General features: G+C 38.7%; 7 protein-coding genes. 2 read left to right on the forward strand and 5 right to left on the reverse strand.

Annotated features, from left to right (window positions below; genetic code table 11):
* Window positions 1–226: 226 nt before the first annotated feature.
* A complete protein-coding gene (locus AACZ73_RS01225) occupies window positions 227–4,570 on the reverse strand; it encodes a hypothetical protein (protein WP_339874683.1) in 4,344 nt (1,447 codons plus the stop codon).
* Between the two features lie 1,053 nt (window positions 4,571–5,623).
* Entirely contained in the window at window positions 5,624–6,658 is a 1,035-nt protein-coding gene (locus AACZ73_RS01230; protein ID WP_339874685.1) for an RluA family pseudouridine synthase, read from the reverse strand.
* A gap of 58 nt (window positions 6,659–6,716) precedes the next feature.
* On the opposite strand from AACZ73_RS01230, the gene AACZ73_RS01235 reads away from it, so the two are divergent.
* A complete protein-coding gene (locus AACZ73_RS01235) occupies window positions 6,717–7,640 on the forward strand; it encodes a pyridoxal-phosphate dependent enzyme (RefSeq protein WP_339874687.1) in 924 nt (307 codons plus the stop codon).
* Here AACZ73_RS01235 and AACZ73_RS01240 read toward each other — a convergent pair.
* The 3 genes from AACZ73_RS01240 to AACZ73_RS01250 form a co-directional block, all read right to left on the reverse strand.
* A complete protein-coding gene (locus AACZ73_RS01240) occupies window positions 7,624–8,259 on the reverse strand; it encodes an ATP-binding protein (RefSeq protein WP_339874689.1) in 636 nt (211 codons plus the stop codon). The two genes, AACZ73_RS01235 and AACZ73_RS01240, sit on opposite strands and share 17 nt — an antisense overlap.
* A 27-nt stretch (window positions 8,260–8,286) precedes the next feature.
* A complete protein-coding gene (uvrB, locus tag AACZ73_RS01245) occupies window positions 8,287–10,329 on the reverse strand; it encodes an excinuclease ABC subunit UvrB (protein WP_339874691.1) in 2,043 nt (680 codons plus the stop codon).
* A 187-nt stretch (window positions 10,330–10,516) separates the two neighbouring features.
* On the reverse strand, window positions 10,517–11,704 hold the full coding sequence (locus AACZ73_RS01250) for a DUF4105 domain-containing protein (RefSeq protein WP_339874692.1): 1,188 nt from the start codon (window positions 11,702–11,704) through the stop codon (window positions 10,517–10,519).
* Between the two features lie 41 nt (window positions 11,705–11,745).
* Here AACZ73_RS01250 and AACZ73_RS01255 point away from each other — a divergent pair, with 41 nt between their 5' ends.
* Window positions 11,746–14,058, forward strand: a complete 2,313-nt coding sequence (locus AACZ73_RS01255) for a T9SS type A sorting domain-containing protein (RefSeq protein ID WP_339874693.1) — start codon at window positions 11,746–11,748, stop codon at window positions 14,056–14,058.
* The last annotated feature ends 45 nt before the right edge of the window (window positions 14,059–14,103 follow it).

Raw genomic sequence — 14,103 nt, forward strand, 5'->3', positions numbered from 1 at the left:
ATTGAAAAGCCCTTATGAAATTAATTTCATAAGGGCTTTTCTGATTTATTTTAGACCAAACCTAAATTGAATCATAGGTGTTTCTAACCAGCCTAAGATTTTAAAGCTCCGGATTTCAAATTTTCACCTAAAGACATCAACTATCTCATTCACTTTAGAAAGATTTGATTTCTTTCATCTATTTACTACATATACATCCTGTCAGTAACTGATAACTGCCAACTGATCACTCCTCTTCCTCTTCTTTTCTCTTAGGCACTTTAGGCTGGCCCAATCCAAGACTTCCTTTCAACCCACTGAAGGTTGCTCTCCACCACCCCCCAAAAATAAACTTTGATTTATCCCGCTCAAAGTAAATATCTGAAGTCACACGGTGATTAAAAAATTTCCTCGGATTATTATTCTTAGCTATTATATTGGCTAGAAAAGTCATGAGGCCTAACTTACCTCTACCTCTTTCCAATGTCAGGGAATCCAGAAATTCTATCTTGAGATCTTCGTACTTAAAGTTCATCTTTCCCGCGGCTGCATCATTGTCAATTCTGAAATCCCATTTGCCATCGGTGACACGGCCATCCACCACGCTCACAAATACCCCTCGGGACAGCATATTATTTAAAAGTCTAAGATCAAATTCTCCCATCTCCACATCTACGTCCATCGGATAGGGCTTTCCAAAATGCATATCTATTTGCAGCTCTATCTCGCCTTCTCCCATCAATTTTGTTTTAGCTAAAATAGTACTCGATTTCAGAGGAAATTTTTCATTCGATTTACGCATCACAAATGGCGCAATAGAGGTTTCTAACTCTTCAAACCGAATACCACCAGGTAACATTGCTTTTGGTGCGAACTCCTGATATCTAATCAATCCATCTTTGACAATCACCGAATCAATGGTTAAATCCAACGATGCGTTTTCCATTAATTCCTGCGGCATAGGTTTAATTACACCTTCTTTCAATGGCAATCTTTTATCCCGGAACACATCCATCTGAAATCCATCCAATATAATCGAGTGGGCCTTTAGGTTGTTATTGTTAAAGTATTCTTCAAAATCAATATCATTTAAACTGACACTTTTCACGAAGGCATCAATGGCATCATCCTGATATCCTCTTTGGCGTAAAAAATCATACCGTCCCACAACTGGCCCATAGCTTACACTATCTAAAAAGATGTTATTGTCCAAATATCTAATCCTACCTATTTTGAGCTTATTGAGGCTGTCATTGGTATATATGTGATAATTAGTAAGAGAAAGGCTCAGGTCCTTTTCTAGCAATAGTTGTGGATTTAGCTCCAGCCCCTTTTTCAAAAAATCCACATCCAAAGATTTTAACCCAAAATCTACATTTTCAAACATCATACGCGGGGTCTGGGAACTCCCTTTAGTATAAAGAGAAATATCACCATGTTGGATTAGCAAATCCTGAAGCAAAATAGATTCGATCAGTCCACCATCACTTTCTTCAATGCTTTTCTTCTTGGTACTGTCAGCTTTTTTATCCGGGTCTAAATATAATTTAATGGTGGGATTGCCTAATCTCAACTGTTCCAGATTGAAAGTACCCGTAGTTTGCATTTCCTGAAGACTGTTATTACGAACTCCAAGTTTATCAATCTTCGCTGAAACTATTGGCAAGCCTGGACTTCCGGTAGTATTTCGCGGGACTATTTCAAAATTGGAAAACACTGTTTCGTCAGCGGAATTATCCACATATACATCTGAAAATTTGATGGTATGAATACTGTCCGGCAAAGTGTATGAAAAATCCTTTAGCGTAAGATTAATCTCATCAAACAATCCCACAATATCATGTCTTGCATTTGTAGCCGAATCCAAATTCAGCCCTAGTATTTCCAGGTCAAAATCTGTCTGGATTGATTCAAAGTCATTCTCTCCAATTCTATAATTCAAGCTTAGCCTTGAATTCTTGGCTTCAATTCCATCAATTGTAACCCTTTCAATAGACTTGGGAAGGGTTCTATCGGTTAAGGGGCTTCCTTTTTTCTCGCTACTTCCAGCCTTGTAATTCCTATTTATTTCTAAGCCTATTGTACTTCCATCTACCACCAACTTGTCGAGATCAAGCTGATTATCAAACAAAAATGACTCGATATCAACTCCTTCGAAGGATACGCTTGGCAAGTTTAAGGATAAGGCAATTTTACTTTTAATCGACTTACTTGGCTTCAACTTTAGATTATCTACCGAAATGGTCTTTGATTTGGAGTTGAATCTTAATCCGTCCGTATCAACTTCATAGTTACCTCCGGCTACTGAAAAATCATATTTCCTCAATACCAACTCTATTTCATCAGAGAAAAATGTCCTTCCTTGCTCAGAAACTTTTCCTTTTTCAAGGTAAAACCCTTTCAGAGTTAGAGATAAGCTATCCTCACTCAAAGACAATTGCTTGGCCGCAGCATGATTTAGGTAATGTACTTGACCATCACTAAAATTAACTGAATCTATTTTTATATAGGAAAAATAAGAGGTGAGCAAATCCTCGATTTCATCAGAAGATTCCACTTGATTGACTCCTCCTAGCGCTTTTTGCTTTCTGAATCTGGTAAAGCTAGCAACCGGAGATGGCACTAATATGGTATTGATCATCAGCTTTTGTTCTCTATACGCTGCCATCAGATCTATTCCCTCTACCCTGAATTCAGGAATCTTGAGATCCAGAATTACTGATTTACCATAACTGTCTAATATGTACTGAATTGAATCTGGATTCTCAGGTCTGAGTGAGAAATTATTAACTACCACGAGTGAATTCTTAGAATCTATCAATACTCTATCCGCAACGAATTCATGAAGATTGTCCCTCAATTTCAATCTGTACTTATCTAGACTAAGCACCATCTCATCGGCCAAGAATTGATTTCTGACATCTACTTCAGAATTGGGTTGAAGAAATACTTTCTCCAGCAGTAAGCTAAATTTCTCAAAACCAATGTCATTACTTCTTACTCCCTCCTCATTTTTGAATTGAACTTCCCCATCCTGCAGATCAAATCTACCAATGGCCACTTCATTTAAGTAACCTTCCAAAAGCTCGCGTACCGGTACTTGATTACCGCTTACATTCTCGCCGGTTAATTCTGTAATTTCTACTTTTGGGGATTGAATTAACATCTCATCGATATTCAATTTTCCCTCACTATAGAGCTTCTTTAAATTGGCTTTATTGAGTGTTAATTTTGGTAATGATATCCTGACGATATTGTTTGGCTGCAGTTCTTCAAGTGCTTTCTCTCTTGGCTCCACCAATACGTTTTCAATGATAATTTCATCCTTAAAGGAAGAAACACTGACGCGGTCGCCATAGATGACGTGAATCTCATCTGATAAATATAAATCGGCATCCTGAATCTCCATAGCCGCATCTTTCCCATAGAAAAACTGGTTCTCTTTCCTTGATTCATCCTTTCCCAGATAGAATTCCACCATCTTAAAATCCAGATTTTGAATGTCTATCCGGTTTTTCAATGTATCATCTGCGTCTGAAGTGATGAACTTTCCTTTATTCACAGAAAGTTCTTTCACCTGAAATGACTCCAGCAATCCTTCAATCAATTCATTCAAATCTCCTGATGCCGTGCTATCTTTTGCAGCCTCCATATTTTGGAGTACTCTGAATTCCGGATTGTTAAGAATTATCTCATCTATTTCCACATTCGAAGTCATAAATGCTTCATTCAAGGCTACATTGCCCACACGCAATTCTTGAAGGTCTACCTCATAGTACGCTTTGCTATCACGTGTCTTATCTGCATAGAGCTTAAAACCTTTGATATCGATCACATCATCCAATGAACTGATGTATACATCATCAGCATGAATAGAATGCACACCATCTGGCAGAGGGAAATCAACATTATTAAGATCAAACTCAAAACCCTTTGCATTGAATGGTGTAGTCCATTCCTCCTGTTTCGTCCAATCAATATCCTTTACTAGCAGCCTTGTATTTTCAGCTTTAAGTGAATTATGACTTAGAAAATTCAGGAAAAATAAGTCTGCATTATTGATGGATAACTCGGAGATATAAACCCCTCTAAAATTCGCACGGTTTATTATCTTTTTAAATTCTTCTTCCAGGGCTTTTATAGAAGATTCTTGTTTATTTGATTGGGATAAGCTGTCAGACTTCGGCAAATCCATACTGATGTTTGGATTGTCAAATTCAATACTTCCTATGTAAAAAATTCCTTCTGAGAAATCAAACCAAAGTTTTTTGAGGGCCAATTCATCTAAGGTCAACTCAAACAATGCCTGCTTCTGGGACGGCTTTCGCTCCCCTATTGGCTTCATGATAATACCGTCTAAAAATACCCCTCTTCTGATTAAGGAGAATCTAACACGATTAAAATCAATGGAATAGACACCTTGAGCCGCATCATTTATTTTTCGTCTCGCCCAATCTGCCAGTATAAAATTGGACCCGAAATAAAATAGGAATTCCAGAAAGAGTAAGGAAAGGAATACAAACATCACTCCTCGTAACACTTTCTTTCTGAAAGGATGTTTAGAATGTTTTTGCCTTAGCTCTTCTGACATACTGTGCGGATTTTTGTCTAAAATAGACATTTAGGGCCAATTGCAACTAAAAAAAGCAGCACATAGGTGCTGCTTTAATGCTGTAGGAGAAGGATTCGAACCTCCACGGGGCAGTTAGGCAATAGTCCGGTTGAATTACGCTTTTTACTTGATTCCCCACCCCCGAGACAGGAGGGCTTGTCTGCCAGTTTCAACATCCTACAGTGTTGTAGTGTTTGGTAACCGGCCATATGCCAGATATAAATATTTTATAAAACCGAAGAGTTCTAAAGCAGGATTTAATACAGTCAAAAGATATTTCCTTAACAGTTTTAAATTTTGCTGGCTCAAAATTAGAAATACCATCCGTTTATTAAAATTTTAATAACATTTAATTAATTTTTTTACAGTATTTCCATTTTTACATTCAATTTTATACTTAAACTATAATATTCAGGCTGATTTTACCGTCCTAATTACTATTTCATTAATTGAGTTGCAATGGATTTTCGCAAAATCTTATTGGGAAAATGGTGCAATAACCCAAATTAAAAAAGAAAGGCTAAATGAACAGGGCATAAAAAAAACCATGAAACAAAATTTCATGGTTTTAGTCAATTAACAATAAACCCAAAATAACCTGCTGTAGGAGAAGGATTCGAACCTCCACGGAGTAGTTAGGCAAATTTACGAGCTCGCTAAATGCTTTGTCCTATGACCTCCACCCCCGAGACAGGAGGGCTTGTCTGCCAATTTCAACATCCTACAGTGTAGTGTAATTTCAATGTATTTTGAGTGCTTACCGTTTGTTTGCTCTCTTTGTATGATTCAAATATAGAAGGTCAGTTTATTTATTGCAAATAATTCAAAAAAAAATCTGAATTATTACAGTATTTTTAATGAAATCGTTTGAAAAATACAGTATCATTAAAAACACATGCTAATCACTGGAGTATTTTACGTATTTCTCAATGGATAAGCCAATTATTGCCAATACGAACTATAAATGGCTGTTTTATTGATAAAAATGCAAGTATTTGCTTTAATAATTGCCCTTTTGGTAATCAAACCCTTCTATTCTAAGTTTACGTAATTTTCCCATTTATCCAAAACGGACTGAAAATCCTCAGGCAATGGGGCTTCAAAATTCAATTTCTTTTTTGTGACTGGATGTATAAAACCCAAAGACATGGCATGTAGTGCTTGTCGAGGTAATAACTCAAATGCGTTATGAACAAATGTTTTATACTTGGAGAATTGGGTGCCTTTACGGATTTTATCACCCCCGTACATAGCATCATTGAAGAGCGGGTGACCGATAAATTTCATATGAGCCCGTATCTGATGCGTCCGCCCAGTTTCCAGATTGCATTGAATGAGTGACACATATCTCAGCCTTTTAAGCACTTTCCAATGAGTTACGGCATGTTTGCCATAACTTCCATCAGGAAATACATCCATTACCTTACGGTTTTTAGCGCTGCGACCCACATTGCCAGTGATCGTACCTGAGTCCCCTTCTGGCTCTCCCCATACTAAGGCTAAGTATGTTCGCTCGATTGAATGATGGAAAAACTGAGAAGCCAAATGAGTCATCGCATCTTCAGATTTGGCAATTACCAATAGCCCTGAGGTATCCTTATCTATACGGTGCACCAAACCTGGTCTCCCTTCATTACCTTTCATTTCTGGAAGATTCTGAAAGTAATACACCAAAGCATTCACAAGCGTTCCTGTCCAGTTTCCATGTGCAGGATGCACTACCATTCCGGCCTCCTTATTCACCACCAAAAGGTATTGGTCTTCATAGACAATATTGAGAGGAATATTCTCAGGAATTACTTCCGTATCGCGGGGTGGCTTACCCATCATAACACGGATATCATCGAGAGGCTTTACTTTATAGCTGCCTTTGATTGACTCTCCATTTACCTGAATTGCACCAGCATCTATTGCCTGCTGGATTTTATTGCGTGTGGCAAAAGCTATCTTGCCTGTTAAAAACTTATCAATTCTGACTGGGGTTTGACCTTTGTCGATTACAAACTTAAAATGTTCGTAAAGCTCAATTTCCTCGTCATCAAAATCTTCCTCTGGTTGCATGCTCATGCTGCAAAAATAGGATTATCAGGCTTAACTTTGACACCTCAGTAAAAAAGCAGGCTAAATGCTCCACCCAAATCCAGTTCCTACTCCGCTTCTTAGACATTCTTTATTAGAAGAAAAGGGTATTGAATTAGCAATTAAGCGTCTTGATTTAGTCAATTCTGGAGTTACGGGAAACAAATTTTTTAAACTGAAATACAATCTTGAAAAAGCTAAAAATGAAGGAAAAAACAGGATACTGACCTTTGGAGGAGCTTTTTCTAACCATATCTACGCGACCGCGGAAGCTGCTAAAGCTGAAAATCTAGCTTCAATTGGAATTATTCGTGGTGAAAGAACAGAGCCTCTCAATTCAACCTTGGCACATGCAGAAGAGCTAGGAATGGAGCTCTATTATATTGATAGAAATGAGTATAGAAATAAAACTGACCCTGAGTTTCTAGCTACTTTACAAGATAAGTTCGGGGATTTTTACTTGATTCCAGAAGGTGGAACCAATGACCTAGCTATTAAAGGAACCCAAGAAATTTTAGACTCTGAAGACTATCAGTTTACGCATATCTGCTCCTCCATAGGAACAGGAGGGACTTTCGCAGGACTATATGCTTCACTTTCAGAGCATCAGAAATTACTTGGTTTTTCCTCATTAAAAGGAGAGTTCATTCACAAAGAAATTGCTGATCTAATCGAGAAAAACAACCTCGAAAGCCAAGGGTCTTACGAGATCTTTACCAATTATCACTTCGGTGGCTACGCCAAACATAAACAAGAGTTAATCGATTTTACCTGGTGGTTTTATGAAAATTTTGAGGTAATTCTAGACCCCATATATACAGCAAAAATGGCTTTCGGAATCTGGGATTTGGTTAATAAAGGGTATTTCCCAAAAGACTCAAAAATCTTAATGATCCACTCAGGAGGTCTTCAGGGGAATATTGGTTTTACCGAAAGGACTGGGATAGAATTACCTATTCCTTCAAAGTGAAATAATCCTCTGATTCCTGAGGATGAATTTGAAGCACATTTGCCAGAACCAATCGGACTAAGGTTTTGGAGGCTAAAAACTTTGGCAGATTCGCCAACTTTGAGAATTCCCTAAGTGTAATTTTATCGGATTCGCCTAAAGCCTTCATCAAGATCTCTTCTTTTCTCCCATAAGTAAAAACCATATCTCTTGGGTTTTTGCCTCGCCTCAATATCTCCCAAACTTCCCTGCTCGCCTGTACTGAGCGATCAGCTACACGAATGAATGCCTGCTTTCTGTCTTTTTCTTTTAAATAATGTGGCCTATTTGGACTATACCCAACCTTAAAAACTGCAACTCCTTTTTTCTCATTAAGTTTCAAGGAAAACAGCTCGTATTCTAACGGGGGAAAAATCAGCTCTTTAATCGCTTTTTCCATCACAAATACCTCTTCCTCAATAAATCGCTGACCACTTACGGTCCCATCATCATCCACACCGATCAGTAAATCTCCACCAGAAGTATTTGCAAAGGCGATTAACTCACGAACAATCTTTTCAGGAAAAGTCGCTTTCTTCTTAAATTCTATCCTTTGCCCCTCGCCTTTTGCAGCGAGCAACTTCACCTCTTGAAGAGTCATTTTTACTGTATTTTAGATCGATTAAGCCTATTTGCTCACTCCGCGGTTTAACTGATCCAATCTGGATTTTTGGGATTGCCACTCATCTCGTAGTCGTGCTGCTTCCATGAAGTTAAGTTCCTTCGCAGCTTTCTCCATTAACTTCTGAGTCTGAGCAATCAATTTCTCCAACTTGTCTTTACTTAGATATTGAACCACAGGATCAGCAGCCATGCTTTCTTCACCTGGCATAGGCTCAGCATAGAACTTAGCATTTTTCTTTGAGTCGGCGACCTTGGTTTGTCCCATGATTTTGTCATGCGATTTCAAGATAGTAGTTGGCGTAATACCATGCTCCTTGTTGTATTCGATCTGCAACGCTCTTCTTCGCTTAGTTTCATCGATCGCAGATTGCATAGATTCTGTTATCTTATCTGCATACATAATTACTCGACCTTCGGAATTTCTAGCGGCTCGACCAATTGTCTGCACTAGACTTCGTTCGTTTCTCAAAAAACCTTCCTTATCAGCATCCAGAATCGCTACCAAAGAAACCTCAGGCAAATCCAATCCCTCTCTTAATAAATTCACTCCGACAAGTACATCGAAAATACCCAATCGAAGCTCCCGAAGAATTTCCACCCGATCTAGTGTTTTAACTTCAGAGTGAATGTAACGGGACTTTACTCCAGCTCTTTCAAGGAATTTTTGCAACTCTTCTGCCATTCGTTTAGTCAAGGTCGTAACCAACGTTCTCGCCCCAGACTTGATAGTCTGATCTATTTCCTCAAGCAAATCATCGATTTGATTTTGGCTAGGTCTCACTTCAATAGTAGGATCCAAAAGACCAGTTGGGCGAATAATCTGCTCCACTACCACACCTTCTGAAAGTGACAATTCATAATCTGCCGGTGTAGCAGAAACATAAATCACTTGATTTGTCAAATCCTGAAACTCTTCAAACTTTAAGGGTCTATTGTCCAAAGCTGAAGGAAGTCTAAATCCGAAATCCACTAAATTGATTTTACGGGATCTGTCTCCACCCCACATTGCACGTACCTGTGGCAATGTCACATGACTCTCATCCACAACAAGGAGATAATCATCTGGGAAATAATCCAACAAACAGAACGGCCTTGCGCCAGGAGCCCTTCTGTCAAAATATCGGGAATAGTTCTCTACGCCTGAGCAATAGCCCAACTCGCGCATCATTTCCAAATCAAACTCGGTTCGCTCCTGAAGTCGTTTTGCTTCCATGAATTTTCCTTCCCTTTCGAAGAAATTAACCTGATCCACCATGTCATATTGAATCTCATGAATGGCTGTCTGTAAAGTATCTTTTCCAGTCACAAATAGGTTTGCCGGAAAAATGGAGATGATCTTTTCGTCATTGAGCTTCTTGCCTGTTGCCGGATCAAATCGCTGAATCGCTTCTATCTCGTCCCCCCAAAAGAAAATCCGATATCCCCAATCAGCATAAGCCACAAAAATATCAACAGTATCGCCTTTCACCCGAAAAGTCCCGCGAGTCAAGTCAAGCTGTGTACGGCTATATAAAATATCCACCAACTTAAACAACAACTGATTTCTGGGAATCCGGTCACCCTCCTGAAGCTTGATTACATTTTTACCAAATTCAGTAGGATTGCCAATACCATATATACAAGACACAGAAGCCACTACAATCACATCCCTTCTGCCTGTCAGCAGTGCTGATGAAGCACTCAGGCGTAGCTTTTCGATTTCCTCATTGATAGAGAGATCCTTTTCTATATAAGTGCCGGAAGTGGGTATAAATGCTTCTGGCTGATAATAATCGTAGTAAGAAATAAAATATTCGACCGCATTTTCAGGAAAAAACTGTTTGAACTCTCCATAAAGTTGAGCTGCCAAGGTCTTATTATGACTTAGAACCAGCGTTGGCCTCTGTGTTTGTTGAATAAGATTGGCAACTGTAAAAGTTTTCCCAGAACCTGTCACACCTAGCAATACCTGAGCTTGATCGCCATTGTTTACGCCAGCAGTGAGCTGTTCTATAGCCTTCGGTTGGTCTCCCGTAGGTTGATAATCTGAGGTAAGTTTGAATTCCATAAGCTTAGTCCGAAAATACCCAACATCAATACCCTATGCAAAAGTTTAAAGGGAAAGAATATATTACCCTAAACTAGATGACTTAATAGCTCTGGGGAATAAATAATTCTCGCCTCTGCTCTGACAGAAAAATCTGAATTAGAATGTTCTCAGCCGAGCAGGCTTATTCTTAAAACTTGGAATTAAATCAAACCACTTGCTTGAATTTGCCTAGGTTATAATACAAATAATTTGTTCTGAGAATTAATACCAAAAGCAGAGGAATTAGACTTGGGTGAAAGGATTGCCAGCCCAATATCCAGAAAACGACAGCAGCATCTGCCATAATCAACGCAAAAAGTAAATACTTCAAAACCCAAGGCTTGATCGTTTTCTTAATTAATGCAATAGCTAAGAATAGGTGACCCGGAAAAGCCCAAAGGATATTCCAATTGTATTTTGTAGATGGGATTTCTGAATCGACCCAAAGAAAAAAGATCACCAATCCTACCAAACCTACCAATCCAAACAGAGCAACATCAAAACCTATAAAAAGCTTTTTTTTCTTAAAGCCTATAAAAGTAATGGCTGTAAAGACTATGGCCACAATCCAAAATAACAAGTAAGGATTCATTAATCCAAAAGAACCTTTCTCGATCGGAAAATCAAGAATCACTCTGCTCTCGGTCACTAAGGGTCGCGTAGGCCCATCGCCTTGTATCCCTGCTCTGGCAAATGATTCCTCCATATACTTGGGCAAAAACTGCTCTTCTAACGGGGTAGCATCCCGGTCAAGCCTGGATCCCAAAGCTATGTCTATCCCTAGGTCTGACCATGGCATATATAATACCATCTCATCTATCAATTCCCTAAAAGACTTATCAGTATTCTCCTGAGCCTCATCATGCCAGACAAGCTGATCACCCAATACCGAATCAACAGCATCTCTGACACGCGTTGCACAATTGTCAAAGAAGAAGTCATAACGGTAAGCGCGGTTCTCCGGCAGATAATTGGTTTCCAAAAACCGGATTAGCTCCAATTTCTGAGTTTCATTGAGATTTAATACCTGCTCACGCATACTACGATGGAAGTACTCGTATTCTGCTAGAAAGCGATCAAACGTCGAAACAGAGAGGTAATAATCCAGTCGGCCTCCGGCAAAGTTGAGTACAAAATTTGGAGCGCCGAAATCAAAGGTACCATAGTTATACACCACATCCCTACCTGTAGTCAGCTCCAACACCCGAATTCCGCTATGCCCAAAGGAACTGTAAATCGCATCCCCCGGATCGCAGGTCAGCAGACTGATTTGATACTGTTGTGCCTGTAATGAACCTAAACCACTGAATATCAGTAAAAAAAATAAACTAAATATTATTTTCTTAAAATTCATTTTATTAAATTGATAGTAGCTTTTTAAAATAATTTTTTATCATGAAGATTCTGGGCAAAATTTTGGCCCCTATTGGACTTTTTCAGGGCCGAATATACCTCATAATCTCGGCAGTTGCATTTTGTTGCCTTTACTTAAACAATTCATTCTGTCAAGAAACGGGAGCATACAGGACTATTGCCTCTGGTAATTTTGGAAATATTGCCATATGGCAAATTTACGATGGGCTAGTCTGGAACCCTGCTAGCAGTAAGCCGACATCAATCAATGATATCTATATAGATAGAACTCATAAAGTCACATTAACTGCCAATGAAGAGGTAAAAAGTCTCTTTATTAATGCTGAAACGGGAGCCGGAGAAAAATTAAACCTAAATGGAAGAAATTTAAATCTTTATGGATCGCTCAATTCGTTTTCAGGATCAGCACCTGGTACTCCTGCAGGTACTTGGAACAGCCAAAACTGGATAGGGAATTCTATCAATAGTACTTTAACTTTCAGGGGGAACTCAAGAGTTATTATACCTAAAGACTCCTGGAGCGGTTTTTCTACTCAAAGCCGATATTCCGTTATTTTTGATCCTGGTATCGGTGCTACATTGACTATTGAGGAGCCTATAAAGGCTGTACGTTTTATTATCCGCTCTGGAATCGTACGACAAAAATTAGATATTTCGGTCATCCCAAATTTTTGTTCTTCGATTACCTTCAATACAGAAACGAGTTTTAACCCTGGTGGAGCATTTGGAGATTTTATCATTGAAGCAAACGGTAAGTTTATATCTGAATGCAACGATAACATAATATCAAGATCTATTTCAGGATCTGTAAGTGCTGCCCTATTCGACCTGCAGACCGGAGGGGAATTAATTTTAGAAGGAACATCGCCGCGAATCGAAGCTGCTTCTTTTCAATTGAATGGGAAAGTTACTTTCAACAAAAACTCCGGCACTCAGAATTTCATTTCAAAATCATATGCAGGTTCTACATTGCCTCTCATTTTTCATGATCTGGAGATTCAAGGCTCCCAAAGTATTACTCTTCCTTCCACGATAACTGTCACCGGAGACATGATAAGATCCGGAACTGGACAATTTCTTACCAATACTTCGCATATCAATTTCTCAGGACCTGATGTTCAAACTATTTCCGGATTTGGCCTTAGCCCCCAAGATCTAACTGTAAACAAATCTGGAGGGGAAGTCAGACTAAACCAAAATTTAAATGTCCTGAGGAATCTAACTATGACAAATGGTAAACTGAATTTCCAGGATAATAGCCTAACCATAAACAGTTCTAATATAGGGTCACTTAACTATCAAGGAGGTTCTTGGGAAAATCTCTCTTCCTTCACGTATGCAAATGTTCCTTCTACTTTCAACCCAACCAATGGTACTTTCCCATTTGGTGATCGCTACCAAGGTGGAATTAGAAAGGTTCAATTACTTGGAACCAATGTCGGAGGAAATCTCAACATAAACTTTACAGAATATGAAGGCGCAGATTTCAATCCAGGTTTTGAAGATACAGGAGGTATTCCTATTCTCTATCGACTGTTCAGTTATTTTACTTTTTCTGGATTAGTCAGCTCTTCAAATCCTGTGGAATTACGCATTTCAGCAGACAAGCTTATTGTAGATGAGCCGGAGGATCTTCGGCTGGTTTGCACTGGATATGCAGCTCCAGGGACACATATTGAAAACCTCGATGAAGATAACCTTTGGGCTACACGAAGCCTCACTTTTGATGATTTGCCTGGCAAAAACTTTACTGTGGGAAGTTACCGTACGCTGAGCATCCTTCCTGTTATTTGGTTATCACTTTCTGCCAAAATCAGCAACAATATCAAGAAAGTTAACTGGTCAGTGGCAGCTGAAAACAACAACAAAATCTTTGAGATTCTCAGATCTGAAAATCCACCAGAAGATTGGACAAAAGTTGGTGAAGTTGAGAGTAAAGGAGATTCTGAGTTACCTTCCATCTATTCATTTATTGATGATGACTACTCAAAACCACTAACAACTTACTATAAAATCAAGGTCTTGAATTTTTTCGGACAGGAATCTATAAGCGAAGTAGTTAAACTGGAAAATGATCCTAGTCCTTCAAATACTCAATTTTCAATTTGGCCCAATCCTCATTTTTCTGGCAAAGTCCGCGTAGTCTTTCCAGAAGATTTCAATTATGAAAATTCAGAAATAAGAATTTATACTTTTCAAGGTCTATCCATATCATCCTTTAGCTACAATGAAATTGAATTTTCCGAGAAACTTGAAGCACTGAATCCTGGGCTGTACTTAATTACTTTTTCAAATGCTGAAACCTTTCTCAAAACCAGATGGATTAAAAGGTAATAGTTTACTTACTCTCAAAAAAAATCTAATTATGCTTTACATCTG

It is taken from the genome of uncultured Algoriphagus sp., from assembly GCF_963974835.1.
In the GTDB taxonomy this organism is placed as follows: Bacteria; Bacteroidota; Bacteroidia; order Cytophagales; family Cyclobacteriaceae; genus Algoriphagus.

Coding starts and splice junctions, on each gene's coding strand:
- AACZ73_RS01225 (WP_339874683.1), bottom strand. CDS start 4,570: ATGTCAGAAGAGCTAAGGCAAAAACATTCTAAACATCCTTTCAGAAAG.
- AACZ73_RS01235 (WP_339874687.1), top strand. CDS start 6,717: ATGCTCCACCCAAATCCAGTTCCTACTCCGCTTCTTAGACATTCTTTA.
- AACZ73_RS01250 (WP_339874692.1), bottom strand. CDS start 11,704: ATGAATTTTAAGAAAATAATATTTAGTTTATTTTTTTTACTGATATTC.
- AACZ73_RS01255 (WP_339874693.1), top strand. CDS start 11,746: ATGAAGATTCTGGGCAAAATTTTGGCCCCTATTGGACTTTTTCAGGGC.
- uvrB (WP_339874691.1), bottom strand. CDS start 10,329: ATGGAATTCAAACTTACCTCAGATTATCAACCTACGGGAGACCAACCG.
- AACZ73_RS01240 (WP_339874689.1), bottom strand. CDS start 8,259: ATGACTCTTCAAGAGGTGAAGTTGCTCGCTGCAAAAGGCGAGGGGCAA.
- AACZ73_RS01230 (WP_339874685.1), bottom strand. CDS start 6,658: ATGAGCATGCAACCAGAGGAAGATTTTGATGACGAGGAAATTGAGCTT.